This window comes from Paenibacillus sp. 10L310 (assembly GCF_056395745.1).
The window spans coordinates 49,576-69,767 of sequence record NZ_JBFTKC010000018.1; the positions used below are offsets into that span (position 1 = coordinate 49,576).

Annotated in this window: 21 protein-coding genes and 1 riboswitch; of the genes, 6 read left to right on the forward strand and 15 right to left on the reverse strand. The window is 47.7% G+C overall.

Annotation, left to right across the window (positions count from 1 at the left end):
* Window positions 1-113: 113 nt before the first annotated feature.
* From AC1DE7_RS26125 to AC1DE7_RS26155, 7 genes are all read right to left on the reverse strand, one after another.
* The gene (locus AC1DE7_RS26125; RefSeq protein WP_047841416.1) at window positions 114-428 is read right to left on the reverse strand and encodes a hypothetical protein; all 315 of its coding nucleotides are present in this window, start codon (window positions 426-428) and stop codon (window positions 114-116) included.
* 32 nt (window positions 429-460) lie between these two features.
* Complete coding sequence (locus AC1DE7_RS26130) at window positions 461-859, reverse strand: hypothetical protein (protein ID WP_127550885.1); 399 nt, start codon at window positions 857-859, stop codon at window positions 461-463.
* A 214-nt stretch (window positions 860-1,073) separates the two neighbouring features.
* Window positions 1,074-1,283, reverse strand: a complete 210-nt coding sequence (locus tag AC1DE7_RS26135) for a hypothetical protein (protein ID WP_047841414.1) — start codon at window positions 1,281-1,283, stop codon at window positions 1,074-1,076.
* Window positions 1,284-1,296: 13 nt separating this feature from the next.
* The gene (locus AC1DE7_RS26140) at window positions 1,297-1,857 is read right to left on the reverse strand and encodes a VanZ family protein (protein WP_477535492.1); all 561 of its coding nucleotides are present in this window, start codon (window positions 1,855-1,857) and stop codon (window positions 1,297-1,299) included.
* 28 nt (window positions 1,858-1,885) lie between these two features.
* Entirely contained in the window at window positions 1,886-2,749 is an 864-nt protein-coding gene (locus AC1DE7_RS26145) for a M15 family metallopeptidase (RefSeq protein WP_340388905.1), read from the reverse strand.
* 99 nt (window positions 2,750-2,848) lie between these two features.
* A complete protein-coding gene (locus AC1DE7_RS26150; RefSeq protein ID WP_315939577.1) occupies window positions 2,849-3,937 on the reverse strand; it encodes a HAMP domain-containing sensor histidine kinase in 1,089 nt (362 codons plus the stop codon).
* Entirely contained in the window at window positions 3,930-4,625 is a 696-nt protein-coding gene (locus AC1DE7_RS26155; RefSeq protein ID WP_036614121.1) for a response regulator transcription factor, read from the reverse strand. The genes AC1DE7_RS26150 and AC1DE7_RS26155 overlap by 8 nt, the downstream gene beginning before the upstream one ends.
* Window positions 4,626-4,709: 84 nt before the next feature.
* Between AC1DE7_RS26155 and AC1DE7_RS26160 the strand changes: the two genes are divergently transcribed.
* The 4 genes from AC1DE7_RS26160 to AC1DE7_RS26175 all read left to right on the forward strand — a co-directional run bounded on the left by AC1DE7_RS26160 (window position 4,710) and on the right by AC1DE7_RS26175 (window position 8,058).
* Window positions 4,710-5,660 carry a helix-turn-helix transcriptional regulator gene (locus tag AC1DE7_RS26160; RefSeq protein ID WP_036614123.1) on the forward strand — a complete coding sequence of 317 codons (951 nt, stop codon included), beginning with the start codon at window positions 4,710-4,712 and terminating at the stop codon, window positions 5,658-5,660.
* Between the two features lie 73 nt (window positions 5,661-5,733).
* Window positions 5,734-6,552 carry a zinc ribbon domain-containing protein gene (locus AC1DE7_RS26165; protein WP_036668224.1) on the forward strand — a complete coding sequence of 273 codons (819 nt, stop codon included), beginning with the start codon at window positions 5,734-5,736 and terminating at the stop codon, window positions 6,550-6,552.
* Window positions 6,553-7,018: 466 nt separating this feature from the next.
* Window positions 7,019-7,186 carry a hypothetical protein gene (locus AC1DE7_RS26170; protein ID WP_017690769.1) on the forward strand — a complete coding sequence of 56 codons (168 nt, stop codon included), beginning with the start codon at window positions 7,019-7,021 and terminating at the stop codon, window positions 7,184-7,186.
* A 182-nt stretch (window positions 7,187-7,368) separates the two neighbouring features.
* Complete coding sequence (locus tag AC1DE7_RS26175) at window positions 7,369-8,058, forward strand: hypothetical protein (protein WP_477535493.1); 690 nt, start codon at window positions 7,369-7,371, stop codon at window positions 8,056-8,058.
* A 381-nt stretch (window positions 8,059-8,439) separates the two neighbouring features.
* Here AC1DE7_RS26175 and thiC read toward each other — a convergent pair whose 3' ends face one another.
* The gene (gene thiC, locus AC1DE7_RS26180) at window positions 8,440-10,257 is read right to left on the reverse strand and encodes a phosphomethylpyrimidine synthase ThiC (RefSeq protein ID WP_477535494.1); all 1,818 of its coding nucleotides are present in this window, start codon (window positions 10,255-10,257) and stop codon (window positions 8,440-8,442) included.
* 384 nt (window positions 10,258-10,641) lie between these two features.
* A riboswitch (TPP riboswitch) is annotated at window positions 10,642-10,755 on the reverse strand.
* Window positions 10,756-10,904: 149 nt separating this feature from the next.
* Window positions 10,905-11,648: an IclR family transcriptional regulator gene (locus tag AC1DE7_RS26185; protein WP_017690772.1), complete on the reverse strand. Its 744-nt coding sequence runs from the start codon at window positions 11,646-11,648 to the stop codon at window positions 10,905-10,907.
* 359 nt (window positions 11,649-12,007) lie between these two features.
* Between AC1DE7_RS26185 and AC1DE7_RS26190 the strand changes: the two genes are divergently transcribed.
* A complete protein-coding gene (locus AC1DE7_RS26190) occupies window positions 12,008-13,033 on the forward strand; it encodes an alpha/beta hydrolase (RefSeq protein WP_036614129.1) in 1,026 nt (341 codons plus the stop codon).
* A gap of 154 nt (window positions 13,034-13,187) precedes the next feature.
* On the forward strand, window positions 13,188-14,468 hold the full coding sequence (locus AC1DE7_RS26195; RefSeq protein WP_477535495.1) for a Fe-Mn family superoxide dismutase: 1,281 nt from the start codon (window positions 13,188-13,190) through the stop codon (window positions 14,466-14,468).
* Window positions 14,469-14,615: 147 nt separating this feature from the next.
* Here the strand turns inward: AC1DE7_RS26195 and AC1DE7_RS26200 are convergent, their stop codons facing one another.
* From AC1DE7_RS26200 to queG, 6 genes are all read right to left on the reverse strand, one after another.
* A complete protein-coding gene (locus AC1DE7_RS26200; RefSeq protein ID WP_477535496.1) occupies window positions 14,616-14,840 on the reverse strand; it encodes a hypothetical protein in 225 nt (74 codons plus the stop codon).
* Between the two features lie 70 nt (window positions 14,841-14,910).
* Window positions 14,911-15,765, reverse strand: coding sequence for a lipoate--protein ligase family protein (locus AC1DE7_RS26205; protein WP_477535497.1), 855 nt, complete (start codon window positions 15,763-15,765; stop codon window positions 14,911-14,913).
* Between the two features lie 189 nt (window positions 15,766-15,954).
* Window positions 15,955-16,548 (reverse strand): GTP cyclohydrolase I FolE, encoded by a 594-nt coding sequence (folE, locus tag AC1DE7_RS26210; protein WP_036668229.1) that lies wholly within the window; start codon window positions 16,546-16,548, stop codon window positions 15,955-15,957.
* 238 nt (window positions 16,549-16,786) lie between these two features.
* On the reverse strand, window positions 16,787-17,050 hold the full coding sequence (locus tag AC1DE7_RS26215) for a YneF family protein (RefSeq protein ID WP_017690778.1): 264 nt from the start codon (window positions 17,048-17,050) through the stop codon (window positions 16,787-16,789).
* Window positions 17,051-17,215: 165 nt separating this feature from the next.
* Window positions 17,216-18,247: an HD-GYP domain-containing protein gene (locus tag AC1DE7_RS26220; RefSeq protein ID WP_017690779.1), complete on the reverse strand. Its 1,032-nt coding sequence runs from the start codon at window positions 18,245-18,247 to the stop codon at window positions 17,216-17,218.
* 15 nt (window positions 18,248-18,262) lie between these two features.
* Entirely contained in the window at window positions 18,263-20,143 is a 1,881-nt protein-coding gene (gene queG / locus AC1DE7_RS26225) for a tRNA epoxyqueuosine(34) reductase QueG (protein ID WP_477535498.1), read from the reverse strand.
* Window positions 20,144-20,192: the final 49 nt, after the last annotated feature.

Here is a 20,192-nt window from a genome sequence, read left to right on the forward strand (position 1 = left end):
TGATGAAGTTATACAGAAAGCTCCCTGCCACGTGCAATCAGCACGTGGCGGGGAGCTTTTTATTTAACTGTCGATATGCATCATCAATTTAATGATAAGTAGGTTCTTATCACTTAAAATTCAAAATTTAATCCAACTTCTGAATCATCAGGCGGTTCAGGAATACGATATACACCTCTGCAGTTTAATTTCTCCACGTTGATCCAGTCCACAAAATCATCCGCCCCGTAACTACGGATAAAGTGAGCATATTCCGTATTTCCCTCATGATCAATAGACTCGATATACAGGGTGAATGGGTGCTTATACTCTAGGCTCTGCAAAAAATCGATAAATTCTCCTCTCCACTCGCCAATTTTTCCTGCATATTGATTGGGAACGTAATAGTAGAACACATCAAAGTGATATACAACAATTTTCATTAACATTTACAAGCCTCCTAGAACTTACAGATCACAGTTTAGAGTTTTAAGATCTCCATACCTTCTCTCAGTTGTTCCGACACAGCGGTATAGTACTCAATGCTATCCGCAAGTTCGCGTTCAGTCTTATGTATAAGATAATAGGAATATTTCTTCATCAACTCATGCTCGTTTAACTCAACAGGGAGATAAATAATCTCAACATCATTCGAATTGAAATAATGACGATATCCTCTCTCCGATTGTCCCACTTTCATGACTGTTTTTATCACCAGCAACTCATCACGTGTACAAACTCTTATCAGATCAGTTCTTTTCTGTTCTAAATCACGCACTACTTCTTCATCGTAGTGATCAATCTTAGCTTCAGCAATTTCAGTTTCAATTTGCATAATGGCTTTCATTGTTCCTGCTAGTTGTATAGCTAATGAATACAATGTATGTCCTCCTTTTTTTGTAAGAAATAGGTACTAACGCATCATCTCTACTCTACCTCATTTACGATGTTACTCGCAAAGTTCACTGATCCTCTCCTGAATTTGGGACCTTATGAAACACTAAAAAACTCCTCGTAAAGTGCACTCTGCACGTTACGGGGAGCTGTGGTTTCAGTATGTGTGTGTCCTCCGTTGCTTCAAGGCCAACTACCTTCTAATGTCCAATATGATGTGAGGCTTGATCTAACAGTTGAATCGTGCCCATGATCAGAAACAGACACGACAGAGCAATTAACGAGCCTCCAACCCATCTAGACATGATTACTCGCTCCGTAATCTGTTTTTCCGAAGCATCCGTTACCTTGTGTGGATACACGAGAAATATTAGCCCTACGCTAATGAACAGTACAGCCATTATAATCAAGTTCTTCCCCTCCTTACACGTGACTTTCCTTAGAATTTAACTTTTTCGTCGTCACGCGGGATTCTCCTCCCACCAACACCTTTTTCAGACCCATAGCCATAGTGAAAACAATATATCCAATGAAGCCGCCGAGTGTATTAAGCATCAAATCATCCACATCGAATATCCCCATGCCCGTCATCAGCTGTGTCACTTCATAACCCAAACTGAGCAGCAAAGACAGCAGTAGCACTTTTACTCCGGAGAATAACTTGTTACCCGTCAACACGGGAATGAAGATGCCCAGCGGGATAAAAGCCAGTATATTGCCTACCAGATGGATTGCTGTACCTGGACGATGTAACGATAGACTGTTCCAGTCTCGTGAGATTTCCTGAAATGGTGTCAGGTTGACGGTTCGGGTATGGACCAGATCCGGTTGTTGCAAGAACGCCATCAGTCGATCCTTCACGATGCCAAAATCGACCGGGCTTCCTTTAAACAGAATCAGCTTAGTCAGCAGATATAAATAGATAATGAAAACGGCAATCCAAAGGATGTAATGTTTGCTTTTCTTCTGGTTGTTGTGCTTCATGTTGTTTCGCCTCCCTTGTGTTGCCCTGTTATTTCTTTACGGTGACGATGACGCCACCCATGTTATCACCCGATATTTCAGTTTGGCCTTGCTCAGGTATGTAAACGGTTGTGTCTCTGGTGGCCGGATAATAGCGGATATGATACTCCTGACCCTCTACTTCCACAGTAATGTTCTCTTTCTCTTTAAGCATATCGAGATACTCTTCCAGCACCAGATTATTCTTATACATGACAGCACTGTGCGGCAGCCCTACATATCGAAAGTGCCATGGTTCATACTGAATACCGGTGATGCGCACTTTATTCTTTGGGTAACGTAAAATAAATCCGTATTTCCATGCATTCTTTTCCAGCCAGGCACCCTCTGGTGCTTCATTCATCGCAGCCAAGCTCGAGCCGATATCCAGCGATAACCCAAGATTGTGCTCACTGTGTCCCGCAGGAAGCGCATAGTCTGAACCCTTTTCCCGATATAACTCGTCCTGCTTTTCAAAGTCCCTGTACCCGCTGCTGACGAGAAAATATCGGACTCCCTCTTCGCCTGCTGCTTCAACCATCTTCTGAAACTCCTGCGCCACCTGTCGTGATAACATGATTTTCTGATCCAGTATCCCATATCCACGAAGCAGATCATCCTCATGTGCCACATATACAATATCGGATTTAACTCCTTCCGGGTGTACGGGGTATTGCTTATCAACCAGTAACAAATTGCCCTTATATATCTGATCCTGAATGTTTCCGGTGACGGATACGGTATAACCTGCGGGATTTTCACGCGTATTCTGAATCTCGATGGGCAACTCATCCTTCTGCTGAATCCATCCCGGTGATTGCGTAACAATATATCCGATCAAAATAATACATATCAAAAAGCCCCACTTCTTCATGCTTGTTCCTCCTTTTACCTCATACATCAAGGATAGACAACACAACTTAAAGAAAAAGCAGGGCAATTTTAAAGTTTTTCTTAAATTTTGACATCAGCCTTATTGGAAGACGGGCAAACGAACTTCGAACTGCGTCCGTACCACATCACTCTGGGCCGAGATCGTACCGTCATGCTGCTCTACAATATTACGAGCGATAAACAGTCCGAGGCCTGTCCCACCCTCCTGAGGAGTCCTGGCACGATCTCCGGTGTAATACATATCGAAGATATGTGGCAATTCCTCCGGACGAATATGTCCACCATAGTTAATTACCTGAATGATGACCTGTTCTGCATCCCGATATCCATTAATATCTACGTACATGCCATCCTTGCCATGCCGTGCAGCGTTAATTAGCAGATTCTCGAACACACGAGCCAGCAGTTCGCCATCACCGGAGACCGTAAGGTCAGTGTCTATTTTTAGTCGGGCGACTAGTTGGTTCTTTTCAAATACAGGATAGAGTTCTTCGTTCATCTGCTTCAGCAGTTCGCTAAGATCCAGCTGTGTCTTGTTTATAGGCAACATGCCATAATTCATACGGGTAATTTCGAACAAATCATCAATCAGCTTCTCCAGGCGCTGTGATTTGGTGAATGCAATCGACGTAAAGTGCCGTACCTGCTCCTCCGTTAACTGATCATCCTTCATGAGCAGATCCAAATATCCAAGCACAGACGTCAGCGGTGTTCGCAGGTCATGCGCCAGATTGACAACAAGCTGGTCCTTACTATTTTCAGCAAAATCCCCTCGTTCTACCGCTTCCCTTAGCTTCTCACTTGCCAAATTCACATCCTCCGCAATCGTACCTAACTCGTCCTTCGAGGAGATCTGCACACGATGCTGAAAGTCACCATTGGCCAAATGCCTGATTCCTGTAGAAATGTCCTTGAAATACGTCGCGTAGGGCTTGGTAAACCAGAAGAAAAATAGAATGGCCAGTGGAATAAATAAGATCAGGAAGAAATAGATATCCCCGATACTTCTCATAAAATGACGATATTCAGCAAGCTGATCTTCTGCACGGACACCCGAATAATAGGCTTGCATAAGCTTGTAAATCCCATAGGTAATTGCACCAGAGGCAAGCATGCTTAACCCTAGCAACATAATCATGGTTGTACGAAAACTTCTTCGTTTAGTCATTAAACGTGTACCCCACACCCCAGATGGTTTTGATAAACTTGTTCTTGTTCACATCTTCCCCCAGCTTTTTGCGCAGGGTCCGAATGTGGACCATCACGGTATTCCCACTCTCGTAATAGGCTTCTCCCCAGACCTGTTCAAAAATATTTTCTGCACTGAACACCTGCTTGGGGTGGCTCGCGAGCAGATACAAAATGTCAAACTCCTTCGGTGTTAGTTCCACTGGTTTGCCGTAGAGTGTAACGCGATGTTGATCTGGCGTGATGATGAGCCCACCTTTCTCCAGAATGGACCTCTGCACAGGCGCAGACTGGCTGAATTGGAGTGAACGACGTAACTGGGAGTTAACCCGGGCAACAAGCTCCATCGGATTAAACGGTTTGGTCATATAATCGTCCGCGCCCATCACAAGTCCCGTAATTTTGTCCATATCTGACGTTTTGGCACTTAGGAAAATGATCGGTAAATGATGCTGTTCCCGAATTTTACGGGTCACCTCATACCCGTCCATGCCAGGCATCATAATGTCCAGAATCGCCAAATCTATCGCTTGGGTCTGAACAGCTTGAACCGCCGCCTTCCCATCAAAGGCCTTGATGGTGTGATATCCTTCTTTTTGTAAATGTAAAGCAACCAGATCAGCGATCTCAACTTCATCGTCTGCGATCAGAATCGTAATTCGCTTCATTGCTTATTCCACTCCTATGTGTGATGCTCAACAATATAACATATTTGAATCCAACAGATAAACCAATGAAAGGAATCCATACATATGAAACTGGAGCGTTTATTAGCCATCGTGGTGTTGCTAATCAATCGTGGACGGGTACAAGCCAAAGACTTGGCAGATATGTTCGAAGTATCGATCCGGACCATCTATCGGGACATCGATACATTGGGTCAAGCAGGTATCCCTGTAGTGACGTATCAGGGGGCAAGCGGCGGGATTGGTCTGGCTGAAGGCTACCGGCTGGATCGAAACGTATTAACAGACAAGGACCTCGCCTCCATCGTCACTGCACTGCGCAGTGTATCCACTTCCCATGCTAATGCGGCGCGTGAGCTTCTGGTCGAAAAACTCAGCAGTATCGTACCTGAATCCAAAAATGACGATTTTCAGGCCAATACCAATCGATTCATCGTGGATTACTCAACCTGGACGCATCCCGAAGCGCTGAAAATAAAGCTTGAACTTATCGAACAGGGTATGGATCAATTACGCCCCGTAACCTTTACCTACTGCAGTGCGGAAGGTATCCATACTCACCGAACTGCCGACCCTCATACCATCGTACTCAAGAAGCATTCCTGGTATCTGTATGCTTTTTGTCACGAGCGGAATCAATTTCGCATGTTCAAGCTTGTGCGCATGCAAGATGTCACACTTGCTAATGAGCACTTCGAGCGTAAAGTCATCAACCCACAGGACAGACCCTGGCAACAGGAATGGAGCCGTCCGGACAATCAAGCTAGGTTAACCTTGAAATTCCATGCTCGCGTCCGTCATATTGCGGAAGAATGGTTTGGGATCGAGAATGTCATGCCTGATGGGACTGGGTATTACATCAGCCAGGTTGCTTTTCCCGAGGATGGCTGGTTATATGGGTTCATTCTGGGCTTCGGCGCGGACGTTGAAGTATTGGAACCTCAGCATATTCGGGATGAAATCTGCCGTATCGCGGAGCAAATTGTACAAAATTATATACCTCCGACTCAAACCTGACAGACAGCTGTCCAGTTCCTCCTCGTATACTTCAGATATATTCAATCTCTACATATATGAGGAGGAACTAATCATGAACGTTACTGTATGTCAAAGCTGCGGAATGCCGCTCACAACCCCTGCCCAATTCGGAACGGAAGCAGATGGAAGCACAACCCGTGAGTATTGTATTTATTGTTACAAAGAGGGCAAGTTTGAGCAACCCGGTATGTCACTAGAAGGCATGACGGAGATGTGCACTGCCATTCTGAAGGACGAAGGCATGGATGAGGAATCCGCTCGTTCGATGCTGCGCAACCAGCTTCCTTTTTTGAAGCGTTGGCGCACGAATACAACGGATCAACACACAGAATCTCTGGCTGAAAACTCTACTGCTTCCGCTAATCCTGGTCAGGTAACAACAGAGCATTCGTTCTCTGCCCAGCCCGTTCGTTATGTCACGCTCCCTGGCAAACGTCTTGCCGGCGTATCCGCCCGCACAACCAACGCCATTGAGATCAGTGGCAAAGGTTGTATTCAGGGACTCTGGAACAATTATTTTGCCTCAGAGCACCTCCCTGCACCTGAAGTTGTTCGCTATGGTTGTTACACGGATTACACCGATGGGATAACCGGAGAATACACCATACTGGTAGGGCATGAGGTCAGTCCGAACGAATCGTTGCCTGAGGGATTGGACGACATTTTACTCCCTCCTGCAACTTACGCCATATTCACTTCCAGAAAAGGACCGATGGCAGAGGTTGTTGGCGAAGCCTGGGGAGCCGTGTGGGCATGGGACAAACAAAGCGATCGTACGTTCACCGGGGATTTTGAATTATATGATGAACGCAGCCTGAATCCCGAAAGTGTACAAGTGGATATATACATCGCTGTTCGCCAAAGTAGATAAAACCAACACGATACCACCTCAGACAGAATCAAAGTTTCATCGCATCCTTCTTCATATCATGCAAGCTGCCGAGTACACTCGGCAGTTTTTTTGTTATATCCGGAACTACATTACTCCCTAAACAACCCGACCATGGTACCAAGTTAGTTAGCATGCTTTGCATCATTTAACCAGATAGTATGCCTCATATGCGGGTACCATTGACTTCCTTAAAATTGGGACTATTCACATAACAACCGATTCGATCCTCCCATATCAAACCTTTCATATCAGGTCCTTTTCTCCTGAATTTCCCTAAAAACGTTTACATCTCCTTAAAACCGGGTAAAATCACTACAATCCAATTGGAATTACGCTTTAAACTCTTTTATTTCGTCTAACAAGTCACATGTACCTATATGCGCACCTGGCATGGTAACCAGTCGAAATACATAATTCAAAAAAACGCATCAAAGGAGGAACCAAGATGATCCGCATGCCTATTCAGCAAATGATCCCGTACCATCACCAATATCCGCGCAACACGGCGACCACTGCTCCTAAAAAGGAGAATGAGAACACTCAAGGTCTATCCTTTCATGAAATTCTGCAACAAAAAATGGCGAAGAAAAATGCTTCTCCTTCCCTTAGATAAAAATGGACACCGGACCGACCCTAGTCGAGTCAGGTTATCAACCGTCTTTCCGCAGCTTGGCGGAAGGGCGGTTATTGGCGTTGAGCAATAAACGACTGTACAGTTCTCAGGCATGTTTCTATAATGGTTTAAATATCTAAAAGATCCATGACATATACGAACTATAAAAGGGGACTTAGCACATGATCACCATTGGTTGTTTTCACGCTCATTATTCCAACATCGCCTTAATTGAGGAGACGCTTGCTCCTTATGAAGTTGAATTGGTCCATTACGTCGATCCAGGTCTGGACCGTCTTAAACATGACGCTGACTTTTCCGAGGTTGTCATTCACGAGAAGGTAGCCCAGACGCTCCAATGGATCGCTGAGTGTCATGCCGATGCCATTCTGGTCACGTGTACCCTGTTTGCGACAGTATTGGAGCAGGAAGCCATACAGGTCCCTGTGCCTGTGATCGGCATAGATGATCCGTTATTGCAGGAGATGCGGCGAGTACCAGGAGATTACATAATATCATTCACCAACCCGGCAACTATTGAAGGAACGATGGCACGGTTGAATCAGGCATTACAGCAAGAGGATGAGAACGGGCAACTACACGTTGCCAAGACCTCTCAGACGGAAGCGGTGTGCATCCCTGGGACATTTGAGTTGATTATGCGTGGAGATCAGCAAGGGTATCTCGAAGCGGTACGAGAAGGCTTACAGCAGATTGCTGAGCAGTACCCGGGTAAAGCGGTAGTGGCGGCCCAACTGTCTATGGCTCCCGCTGCTGCACAAGTTACAACGAATCGTGGTATTCAGATCCATAGCCCGCTGGCATTGCTTGCAACGTATTTGGAGAAGGATTTGGGCTTGGCTCGACAGTAGCTGCTGATTTGGAGTGAAGTAACAAGTTCTATCTGAAACTATGCAACTATGAACTCACTTACTTAGTAACACCACAAATTAACGAGGTGAACTAATATGCGATTCCTCTATATTGTTTTACTGTTTATAGTAGGTTTTTCCTGTTCCGCATTTCTATACGGAGGAGCACCAAAACTCAGTGATGCTCTTTTATTCGTTATCGCAGGAATTCTGTATAAGATATGGACCACACTTAATCACAAAGCTAATTCTGATAAAGGCTGAGTATGGTTAAGAATACATACATGACATAAAACTAAAAAAAGCCGTTCTTCTCTGCAATGACAGAGAGAAACGGCTTTATCTCTATTTCAGACTGCCCAGCTTGCGCTGTACCGGCGCCTAGGAGCGTGTCCGATATTCCTCGGCCTTTTCCTGCATCCCGGCAGCTACAGCCTCATTCTCGGACAACCCTTTGTCTGCGGCAAAGGCACGAATGTCCTGCGTAATGCGCATGCTACAGAACTTTGGTCCGCACATGGAGCAGAAATGAGCTTCCTTGGCCCCTTCTGCTGGCAGCGTCTCGTCATGGTAGGATAATGCCCGTTCCGGGTCCAGTGACAGGTTGAACTGGTCCCGCCAGCGGAACTCAAAGCGTGCCTTGGACAATGCGTCATCGCGGCGTTGAGCACGCGGATGGCCTTTCGCCAGATCGGCGGCATGAGCTGCGATCTTGTAGGCGATGACCCCTTCCCGCACATCATCCTTGTTGGGCAGGCCCAAATGTTCTTTTGGCGTAACATAACAGAGCATGGACGTGCCGAACCAGCCAATCATGGCCGCACCAATGGCGGATGTGATGTGATCATATCCTGGCGCAATGTCGGTCGTTAGCGGCCCAAGTGTGTAGAACGGTGCTTCTTTACAGATCTCCATCTGCAAGTCCACATTCTCCTTGATCTTATGCATCGGCACATGACCCGGGCCTTCGATCATCACCTGCACATCATGCTTCCATGCGATCTGCGTCAGTTCCCCAAGCGTAGCCAGTTCCGCCATCTGAGCTTCGTCATTCGCATCGTAGATACTGCCTGGACGAAGTCCATCTCCCAGCGAAAACGCCACATCATACCTTTTCATAATCTCGCAGATTTCTTCAAAATGGGTGTACAAAAAATTCTCCTGATGATGCGCAAGGCACCATGCTGCCATAATGGACCCACCTCGAGACACAATGCCTGTCATCCGCTTGGCGGTCATGGGGATATAACGCAGCAGTACACCTGCATGAATCGTAAAGTAGTCCACGCCCTGCTCTGCCTGCTCAATGAGTGTGTCACGGTACAACTCCCAGGTCAGCGCTTCCGCTTCGCCATTCACCTTCTCCAGCGCCTGATACAGCGGCACCGTACCAATCGGCACAGGTGAATTGCGGATAATCCATTCCCGGGTGGTATGAATGTTTTTGCCTGTGGACAGATCCATCACCGTATCCGATCCCCATCGTACCGCCCAGGTCATCTTCTCCACCTCTTCCTCAATGGAAGAAGATACAGCAGAGTTACCTATGTTGGCATTGATCTTCACGTGAAAATGACGACCGATCAACATCGGCTCACTCTCCGGGTGATTGATGTTGGATGGCAGAATGGCCCGTCCACTCGCCAGCTCCTGCCGCACAAATTCCGGTTCCACGCCTTCACGAATGGCGGCAAACTCCATCTCTGCCGTAATGACTCCCTGCCTCGCATAATGCATCTGGGTCACACAGCGTCCTGGCTGTGCTCGCAGCGGTTTGCCTCGTAATCCGGGGTACTCTTCAGCGCCAGCTCTCTTCCCTCCGGGCTTTAGTCCGTTATCCTCCGGTTTAACTGTACGGCCTTGGTAAGCTTCGACATCGCCACGCTCTGTGATCCAACGGGTGCGCAGAGCTGGCAAACCTGCACGGATATCCGCATGAAATGCGGGATCGGTCATGGGGCCGCTCGTATCGTAGACACGCAGCGGTTCGTTATGCTCCACCCCTTGGGGAGTATTCGTGTCATGAAGGGCTATCTCACGTTCCGGTACAGCAATGTCCGGCCGTGAGCCCTGAATGTAGACTTTGCGGCTGCCCGGAAAGGGCTGAACCCGTCCGGCCGCTCCTGTTTCTTTTTCCACCTGCTGATCGTTATGTCCCTGCTCCGTCGCTTGTTGTCCCGTTTGATTTCCTGTACTCATGTTCGCTTGTCTCCTCCTCAGTGTTCGTCGCTTGTTTGGTTGGTTTCATCATTAGCTCGCTTACGTACCTGTCCCAAATCATGCGCAATGCAGAGAAGAAAGAGCGATCCTACACCAGACCAGGGGAGACACTTTTCATGTACAGTTAACAACAGACGGAGGCTGCCACAGATCATCGATCTATAAGACTTCCCTCCTCATCCAAGCCCACTTCCGCAGGTTATCGAAAAAGAGGCCCATAAAATCCGCGCTATATCGCCCGTTCCCTGTATATAAAAAAGCCGGTCCCCGAAGGAACCGACTTTTATGTCCATCACCAATAATGCACCTTCAATCAGCTCCTTAACAGAGCCCTACAAGGGTCACATCATGTGGTGGTTGTGGTCATATCGCCGATTACTTCCCTACGCTGGTATGATCCAGATCAGGTGCAAAGGGTCCGGAATCTCATGCGATTCCGTCTCAGTCCGGACAATTCGGACTCCCCCAGTAACGTTAATAAGTTGCGGCTTACATAAGCCGCCGTTCATATTCAATGAAGCTGGCCCCGTTGGGCCGTCCATTACAGAGTAGCGCAACCGGAACATAAAAACAACCTTTATATTCCAAATGATCAAACTCTATTGGAGAAAAAACTTACATCAACATCAGGATAACATGAGCCCCATTTGCGTAGCAGCATCCTTCAACACAGGTGCGTATTCATGCAATGTCTCCTGCGAGAGTCGACTGACAGGTCCTGAGACCGAGAGCGCAGCTGCAATATTGCCTCTGCGATCCATAATCGGTACAGATACCGCGGCAGCTCCCGGCTCACGTTCCTCATAACTTGTGGCATATCCGTTATCCCGGATATCTCCCATCTGCGCTAAATACACCGCGGGATCAATAAACACCGGCCATTCCGGCCCGTTCATCAGTTCTTCACGATCCTCGTCCGTGGCAAACGCCATCAGGACTTTGCTGGAAGCGCCCACAGACAGCGGCAGTCTAACACCAACGGGGGCAACTCGGCGAATCGCCTGATCACTTTGCACAGCCTGAATCCGAATCCGTTCACTGCCATCACGCAGGTACAGACTCACGGTCTCCCCCAATCGATCTCTCAGTCGCTCCATCGCAGGCAACAGCAGAATAGCGGGATCATCACTGCGGGACATATGAGCTGACAGCTCCCAGATTCGGATGCCAAGTCGGTACTTCTCTGTTGCTGCATCGCGGATCACGAACCCTCGATCCTCCAGCGTAGCCATCAAGCGGTGGACTGTACTTTTGTGCAGGCCGATCTGGCTGGCAATTTCGGTGAGTCCCAGATCACTGCGTGTGGTAAAACATAATAATATATCCAGCGCCCGTTCCACAGCCCGGACGGTTAACTTGCGATCTTCCATGGCATAATGCCCTCCTCATGTTTCATCACATGAAACTTGGTTACATAAATTATATGAGAAACGGTCTCATCTGTAAACCAAAAAGAGCCAAAATCAAAATAGGCCAACCTGAAAATTTTTCCTTTTTATAAGACTTAATCCCCTGTAATTTACACACTAAGGTAATGTTACCCATATATCTTAAGAACTATATAACAATTGCGTAACAAATGCCCTCAATCAATTGACTTTGACTATATTGGAACATACGATAAAGATATATTACATTAAGATATCGCTCTGAAGCAGGCTCTGAAATCGACGCAATTCTCTTTACATGTCGTTGTTATCTTCAACTGAACTTCAAAGGAGGGGCATTCATGTATCAATCATCCCAGAGCGAAGCCCCGCTGCAAACAAAAGTGTCCGATCTGCCCTCTTCCCTATCACCGAGGCTGATTCGGTTCAAACATATTATCGTAGCGTTGCTGCTCTCCGTTGTATTTTTTCTACTGTTTTGTTTTATTGCACTGCATGGTTATATCGCATGGGTATTATCCAATCCAACGGTAGCGCCAGTCTTCTCCAATCCGATGCAAGCCAAGAACATGAAGTATGAAGATATCACGTTCCCGGCAGCAGATGGCAGCCGGACGATGCAGGGATGGTATATACCTGCTGACAATGCTGCAAGCAAAACGATTATTTTCAGTCACGGCTATGGTGCCAATCGTGAAGAAACATGGGTACCCATGTATGACCTGGCACACTATGCCCATCAACTTGGGTTCAACGTGGTCATGTTCGATTATGGCTTCGCCTCACAGGTGAACAAAGCTGTAGCCACAGGTGGCAAAGCTGAGTCACAGCAATTGCTCGGTGCGATCCAGTTCGCCAAGCAACGTGGTGCGCAGGAACTAGTTGTCTGGGGTTTCTCGATGGGTGCCGGTACAGCGTTACAAACCGGACTGATTACGAAGGAAGTGGATGCAATGATTCTGGACAGTGCGTTCCTGCTGGAGCCTGATACGCTGTACCACAACATTCACAACCAGATCGATCTGCCACGTCAGCCTACACTGGAGATCATGAAACTGTTGTTCCCTGTTCTGAATGGTACCGGATTACAACAGATTCCATACCAGGAAGTGAAAAAGGAAGATTATCCGTTCCCGATTTTCTTCATCCATGGTACAGAGGACGAGAAGGCGCCTTATCCAATTGCGGAGCAACTCGCTGCCAACCAGACCAATCCGTACTCGGATGTATGGATTGTCCAGGATGCGCATCATGAGTTGATCTTCCGGGAGCATCCAAAGGAATATCTGCGCCGTGTCTCAACTTTCCTCAGTCATGTAACGAAAACAAGCAGTGACGATGTGCAGAACACGAATAATGGAGAATAACCAAATTTCAATCCCGAACTTTTCGTTGATTCCAGAGCCCTCAGGGGCTCTTTTTTTTCACTCATAGGACAACAAGCTCGGAGAATATACTCTTAGGACGCATGAACAGAGGGTCTGCATGCAATGAATTTCATCTGAAGGAGGTTCAACATAGATGAACTGGTATGAATATGGTCACCTGCTGCCTCTGCGGACATTGGAGGAAATCCGTTTCTGGAAAGAGCAGGAGAAAGAACATACACTCGTCATTCGTGCCCTGGTTCCTGATCTGGAGCCCCCATACGTCAAGCTACTGGAGGAATGGGAGGTTACCTTTGCAAACAGTGAGCGAGTAGCCAATCAGCTTTTAAAACAGCTATTGCCCGCAACCCATCCACCAGCCCCCTACATCGTTCGTTGTATCGATCAACTTGTGGCGGCAGCTCGTAAGCAATCGAGGGAGTTCATCAAACAGCTGTATGTTCTTCTGGAGCAAAGTGCTGCTGTGCAAGTTGTTCCGCTTGCCAAAGTACTCATTCTGCATTTTATCCGCGAGTCGGAGTATTTTCTGGGCGTATTGGATACGCTTGGCCAACCTGGCATCTTGCGTGAAACGGATTCGGAACCGTCACTTTTTCTGGAAAATGCGCTGCATACGTCAGGGCCAGGAAGCATCCATCGCCAAGCTTCAGAAGCCCCAACTTCTCCAGAGGGAAATGTAAATGCACCTGCCGGTTCAGCTCATATCCAATCCGCAACCATTCAACCACCTTCTACCGGAACAACACAAGCCACACCCAGCTCTACAGCACCTCCTGTAAAAGAAAAGCCGGTTCCCATTGGAGGACACACACTGCCGCCTCTCCCCTATGCATACAATGCGCTGGAGCCACATATTGATGAGCTGACGATGCGTATCCATCATGACAAACACCATCAATCTTATGTGGACGGACTAAATGTAGCAGAGAAGAAGCTGGCGGAATCGCGAAAAAAGAATAACTTTGAACTCATCAAACATTGGGAACGTGAACTTGCCTTCAACGGGGCAGGCCACTACCTGCATACGATCTTCTGGACAATTATGAATCCTGCTGGCGGCGGCAAACCTTCCGGTATGCTCGCAGAGCAGATCAAGCGAGATTTCGGGAGTTATGAAGCGTTTAAGAATCAATTCACAGAAGCCGCGAACAAGGTGGAAGGCAGTGGTTGGGCGATGCTTGTCTGGAGCCCGAGAGCACATCGTTTGGAGATTTTGCAGGCGGAAAAACACCAGAACCTGTCCCAGTCCGATATCGTACCACTCCTGCCACTGGATGTGTGGGAACATGCCTACTATCTGAAACATCAGAATGAACGCAAAAAGTATATCGAGGATTGGTGGAACGTTGTCTACTGGCCCGCTGTTGCCGAGCGTTACGAAACGGCACGCAAGTTGTTGTGGCCGCCTTATTAAGCTTGGGGTTAGATGGATTAGAGAAAAAAGAGATATCTCCAGCCGAATGACTGAACGATATCTCTTGCCGTGTATACAAAAAAGCAAGCCTCCTGTAAAAAGAGACTTGCTTGTATTTTGAGAGACTTCCTATTTCTAAATGTTCACTTAAGAAGCACAGCCCTCGCACGCCACATAGTTGTCGCCAACCTGTTTGCTAATGGAGATCAGATCGCCCAGCTTGATATCAGACTCATCTGTAAACTCCAGATCGGCTATACGTGCAACGATCAGTGAAGCAGCCTCTTCCTTGCTTGTTGCCATTTGGCTGAACTCGGATTTTTCGCCTGTTGATACAACCTCATATAAATACGTATATCTCAATGTGTCCATCCTAACACTCTCCTTCCGAAATCACATCATATCATCTCTATTAACCAATTCCAAGCCCTAGTAAAAAGTGTTAATCGTAGCGCAGCTTCATCTGCTCAGCTGTCAGGCGTACTTCTTCAGAGCCAACGCTAAGCACCCTGCTGGTCTCCGCAAGTGGATAGCGATCGCGCAGTGTTCGAACCAAAGCCGCAGTATATGCCGCAGCTGAAGGTACACCTGCCAATTCTTTCAGACTTGCCATCGTGCCAGGCTGAACATCGGGATATCCTTCACTCGCCCCGCCTGCTGCATGCTGATAGAATTGTCGCACATCTGCTGCCAATTGATCACCCTGACCGTCCACGATGATAAAAGCCGTAATGATATACGCCTTTGCCTGCCTGCGCTGGGCAATACCACAGAATTTCAGGCCACCTACACTGACATCATAATCTCCCGGGCAAAAAGCACCCTGAACCTCGCCAGTTTGCGCCTGATTCGACCACGGCTTTAGCGACTCGGCAATAATCGAAGCCATCTCCCGGAAATCATCATGAATATTGATGGCATGTCCGGGATTAGGCAGAATCAGCGACACATTAACTACCCCTGGGTTCAAGGGTACTGCCGCTCCACCGGAAGGCCGAACACAGACCGCTGTCCCTTGGCTTCTAATCTGTTCCATCGCTTCTACAGCCTGTGGCAACCTGCGGTCACGCAGACCCGCTACAAAGGCATCTGGGTGTCTCCATATATGTGCAACTGGTAGATGCCCTGCCCCAACCCGCCTGCACATAACTTCTTCCCAAGCAAAAGCTTCGAGTACACTACTACCTTGTCGCATGAGTGGTGTCTCCCAGATTTGCAGACGCAATGAAGCCTGTTGATCTGCCTGTAGTCCCTTTTCCGGCTGAACCGGTTGATCTGAATGGGAAGGTACACTCATCGTTCCATTACCTCCGGCTTAACGAATTCATATGTATCCAGTATATAGGAATGACAACGCATATATAAATAAGCCGGTTCCCAGGGAACACGGCTTATTTATATCATATCCTATGGCTTAGAAACTGCTGCTTCCAAAACCAAAGGAACTTACTCATCCGGCTTGTCCAGCGAGTGGACATACCAGATCTTAATCTTTTACCAAAGACAAGAACTCTGCACGTTGTGCCGGATTCTCACGGAAAGAACCACGTACAGCAGACGTCACCGTCTTGCTTCCCGGTTTCTTCACGCCGCGGGAACACATGCACAAGTGCTCGCCTTCCACAACGACCATAACTCCATGAGGTTCAACGGCCTCTGTCAGAATGTCAGCGATCTGTGAAGTAATACGTTCCTGAACTTGAAGGCGACGTGTTACTGCTTCGACCAGACGAGCCATTTTGCTCAGACCAACGATCTTGCCGCTTGGTACATACCCAATGTGCACCTTGCCGAAGAACGGCGCCATGTGGTGCTCACACTGACTGTAGTAGACAATATCCTTGACGATAACCAGTTCTTCATGATTCTCGTCAAACGTGACACCGAGCACATCGCGTGGATCTACTTCATATCCACCAAAAATTTCTTCATACATTCGCGTCACACGTGCAGGCGTTTCAAGTAGCCCTTCACGTGTACTATCTTCTCCGATCAATTTCAGGATCTGCTCTACATGATACTCGATCTTCTCCCGATTGTCGGATACTTTTGAATTCAAATAATCTTTAACGCCAGCCACTGCCAAACGCCTCCTTTCGAACCACATACTTTAAGAGGTTGTTCAAAAAGTACGCTTTTGATTACGATGGATGCCTAACGGCATCATCAACGTCGAATATGAAATTCAGCCGAAATGTCCGTTGCTCACGTAGTTTACTACGCTCCGCTACTCCATTTCTAGCTTCATCCCATCTTCTCGGTACTGAAAACCCAACTTTTTGAACACGCACTTTAAGCAGTTATTCACTTCACTGCTATTATTTTCGGCGGCCCGAACTTTTACGCGCAGGATGCTGTTGCGGCTGAGGCATTTTCGCTCCTGGCTGCTGATTCTTCATCATCTGCTGGGCACGCTGCATTTGCTTGCCATTCAGGTTGTAGCCCATTTGCTTCGCCATTTTCTGAAGCATGTCCGGATTGCTTTGCATTTTCTCAAGTTGTTTACGCAAGTAGAACACCCCGATGAAAAATCCCCCGACCAGACCAACAATCAATGTAATAATCGGTATAACAATATCCATCTCTTAGACACCTCTGTATGCATTCTAAAAAGCCTGATAATCCGTGTCACTTCATGATGTTTGACACACATGTTGCAAACCTGACACAGAGCGGATTTCCTGAAAGTATCATAGCATTTCCGCACGCCTTGAGCAAACGGATTTTCCAGTTGAACCGCACACAAGCTACGTCATGACAGCTTCAATGAAAACGGTTGTATGCTGAGCCAGATCGATTTCAACCACATCCAGAGAATAACGCGTACTTCCGCGTGCCACCCTGATTACAGGTCTGCCGGGCAATCCCCGATGTTGACGCACAATGACTCCAGTCTCTTTGGTGGACAGTCGTACCGCTGTACCATTGGGATACACGGATACACTCTTGTTGAACTCAATCAGAATGTCCCGATCCAGCTTTGTACCAGACAACGCCATCATCTCTTCACAGGCCTCATGTGGCATCAAACTGTCCTTGGATAAACCATTAATGAGATTATCATAGATATTAGCCACGCTAACGATTCTCGCAAACAGATGAATGTCACTTCCCTTGATCCCTCTCGGCATGCCTGTACCATCTACATGCTCATGATGTTGCAGGGCTGTATGGGCGACCAACAGACTGAACTCCCGTTTGTTCTTAATCACTTCGAATCCACGCCATGTATGATGCAGCGAAGAATTTGCAGCAGAGCCACTGCCAGGAGGTTCCCCCACTTTTCCAATATCATGCAATAATGCCCCCACAGCAAGGTCCTTCAGTTGATTATAATTGAGTCCCATATTCAGTCCGATGACCGAAGACAACAAACATACATTCATCGCATGAACATACTGTGCATTGTCTTTGGTACGAATATCGGTGAGCTGCACAAGCATTTCACGCCCGTTCAGTACATCATTCAGCAACTTTTCTATACTGAGGGCAACTTTTCTCGGACTCCAGTCTTTCCCGGATCGAATGGATTCGAGTGTGACACTCATTTCGTTAATTATTGCCCGTTTCGTGGTTTCATCCAGAATGTCTTCTGCATCCACATCTTTATACGCTTCATCCTGGATGTATAACATGGTCACGCCAATACGCTTCAGCGTATTGACCATGTATACGGTGAGCTGGACTCCGGCAGACAGCAGTACCGTGCCGTTACTGGAATATACCGTCTTGCCCAGAAGCTCCCCCGCTTCCACGCTCTCCACGTTTACATACTTCATGAACGTCCCCCGCTCTTACGATAGCTGCTCCAATGCGAGCAATTGCTCCTTGGTTTGCAGACCGCCTACATAACCCACCAGGGTACCGTCTTTACCACTGATACGGTGACAGGGAATAATAATCGGAATCGGATTCTTGCTAATGGCGTCCAGAACTGCACGAACAGCCTTGGGTCTGCCGATGATTTCCGCAACCTGTTGGTGTGATGAGGCCTCTCCATAAGATATATCGGACAGAACTTGCCATACTTGTAGCTGGAATGGTGTTCCAAGCCGATCAAGTTGCAAGTCGAACGTTTTTCTCTCCCCTGCAAAATACTCCTTTAACTGCTTTGCAGCTTCGCTGAGCTTCTCTTCATTCTTCTCATATCGATACTCGCCAATCCAGATGCGTGCCCATTGTTGCAGATGAGCTTCGCGTACGTGAAAGGCGCCAAAATCGATGTGACACAGCCCTTCATCCGTCGCGCATAACGTAAGAGTACCAATCGGTGTCAGTACCTCATCGTAGTATACGGGCTTGCCATGAAGACCTGTAACGGCTGAAGGTTTCCACGCTGCGGCTTCCGGTTTGTCAGGCTGTGCAGACTGCTCACTACCCGGTTCAATCCCAGCTTCCATTTTCAAATCCTGTTGTAACGCACGTAAGGAATTGTTCTCGTTGTTCTGTTCCTCTGGCTGCTTCTCACTCACTTGCCCAGCCTGTGGCTGTTTGGGTAAGGTCTCGGACGAACTCAGTCGCTCCTCGGCCTTCTGCAGCATGCTTAGTACGTTCCCATCTTGTTCGTTAGCGGCAGCTTCCCCAATTGCTCTCATGGCGTCTTCTCCTCCAATTCTGCTTAACGCCCAGGCTGCAGTTCCCCGCAACTCGGGGCGCGGATCACGTTTTAATACTTCTGTAAGTTTGGGTACAGCACTTTTGTCTTTGAAATTGCCCAGGGCAATAACGGCGTTGCGTTGAATCGGTTTTTTGCCCCGCCAAGCGGCGGAACTCTGACCGAAACGTTCCTTGAATTCCCGGTTACCGATGTCCAGCAGCGGCAGTAGGAGTGGCTTCACAATCTCCGGATCGGGATGAAACTCGGGATGGTGATCCCAGTTCTTGCCCCGGTTCTTCGGACAAACAATCTGACACGTATCACAACCGTATAGACGGTTGCCTATTTTCAGCATAAATTCTTCATCCACGAACCCTTTCGTCTGGGTTACAAAAGAAATACAACGCTGTGCATTCAACTGCCCCGGCCCCACCAATGCTCCTGTAGGACAGGCATCAATACATTTTGTACATTCACCGCAGTCTTCGGTCACAGGTGTGTCTGGTTGAAAAGGAATATTCGTTACCAGTTCTCCGAGAAAAATCCATGAACCAAATTTGGGTGATATAATGGCACAGTTTTTGGCACTAAAACCAATCCCCGCACGCTGGGACACCGCACGATCCACCAATGCTCCGGTGTCTACCATGCTTTCGATCATGGCTTCAGGTACGCGTTCCTTTATAAAATTGACCAACTTGTCCATCGCTGCACGCAGGACCTGATGATAATCCTGACCCCAAGCCGAACGGGCAAAAATGCCTCGATACGCACCAGGCTCCGATTTCGGCGGATTCACCATTTTGGATGGGTATGCCACGGCTATTGCAATAAGTGAAGCGGGCTCGCCATCTTTTAAGGCGGGGTGCACCCTTTTTTCAATATCCGGCTCTTCAAAACCTGAAGCATACCCTTTATCCCGCGACTGCTCCAGTAGCGACTTCAGGGAAACAAAGGGATCAGCCGAAGCAAAACCGATATCATCAATGCCCAGTCCGGGGCCAGCTGCCTTGATCTCCTGTTTTAACTTTTCCCATACGGAGGCATCCTGTGCTACCTCGGTCTGTACGCTCGTCATTTCTCTTCCCTCTCTTCTTCCGACACTTATTCCGTAAATAGTGAACGCC

What these genes read in the sequence shown, in the direction of transcription:
- AC1DE7_RS26125 (WP_047841416.1), bottom strand. Translation starts at nt 428, where the DNA reads ATGTTAATGAAAATTGTTGTATATCACTTTGATGTGTTCTACTATTAC.
- AC1DE7_RS26140 (WP_477535492.1), bottom strand. Translation starts at nt 1,857, where the DNA reads ATGAAGCACAACAACCAGAAGAAAAGCAAACATTACATCCTTTGGATT.
- AC1DE7_RS26145 (WP_340388905.1), bottom strand. Translation starts at nt 2,749, where the DNA reads ATGAAGAAGTGGGGCTTTTTGATATGTATTATTTTGATCGGATATATT.
- AC1DE7_RS26150 (WP_315939577.1), bottom strand. Translation starts at nt 3,937, where the DNA reads ATGACTAAACGAAGAAGTTTTCGTACAACCATGATTATGTTGCTAGGG.
- AC1DE7_RS26155 (WP_036614121.1), bottom strand. Translation starts at nt 4,625, where the DNA reads ATGAAGCGAATTACGATTCTGATCGCAGACGATGAAGTTGAGATCGCT.
- AC1DE7_RS26160 (WP_036614123.1), top strand. Translation starts at nt 4,710, where the DNA reads ATGAAACTGGAGCGTTTATTAGCCATCGTGGTGTTGCTAATCAATCGT.
- AC1DE7_RS26165 (WP_036668224.1), top strand. Translation starts at nt 5,734, where the DNA reads ATGAACGTTACTGTATGTCAAAGCTGCGGAATGCCGCTCACAACCCCT.
- AC1DE7_RS26170 (WP_017690769.1), top strand. Translation starts at nt 7,019, where the DNA reads ATGATCCGCATGCCTATTCAGCAAATGATCCCGTACCATCACCAATAT.
- AC1DE7_RS26175 (WP_477535493.1), top strand. Translation starts at nt 7,369, where the DNA reads ATGATCACCATTGGTTGTTTTCACGCTCATTATTCCAACATCGCCTTA.
- thiC (WP_477535494.1), bottom strand. Translation starts at nt 10,257, where the DNA reads ATGAGTACAGGAAATCAAACGGGACAACAAGCGACGGAGCAGGGACAT.
- AC1DE7_RS26185 (WP_017690772.1), bottom strand. Translation starts at nt 11,648, where the DNA reads ATGGAAGATCGCAAGTTAACCGTCCGGGCTGTGGAACGGGCGCTGGAT.
- AC1DE7_RS26190 (WP_036614129.1), top strand. Translation starts at nt 12,008, where the DNA reads ATGTATCAATCATCCCAGAGCGAAGCCCCGCTGCAAACAAAAGTGTCC.
- AC1DE7_RS26195 (WP_477535495.1), top strand. Translation starts at nt 13,188, where the DNA reads ATGAACTGGTATGAATATGGTCACCTGCTGCCTCTGCGGACATTGGAG.
- AC1DE7_RS26200 (WP_477535496.1), bottom strand. Translation starts at nt 14,840, where the DNA reads ATGGACACATTGAGATATACGTATTTATATGAGGTTGTATCAACAGGC.
- AC1DE7_RS26205 (WP_477535497.1), bottom strand. Translation starts at nt 15,765, where the DNA reads ATGAGTGTACCTTCCCATTCAGATCAACCGGTTCAGCCGGAAAAGGGA.
- AC1DE7_RS26215 (WP_017690778.1), bottom strand. Translation starts at nt 17,050, where the DNA reads ATGGATATTGTTATACCGATTATTACATTGATTGTTGGTCTGGTCGGG.
- AC1DE7_RS26220 (WP_017690779.1), bottom strand. Translation starts at nt 18,247, where the DNA reads ATGAAGTATGTAAACGTGGAGAGCGTGGAAGCGGGGGAGCTTCTGGGC.
- queG (WP_477535498.1), bottom strand. Translation starts at nt 20,143, where the DNA reads ATGACGAGCGTACAGACCGAGGTAGCACAGGATGCCTCCGTATGGGAA.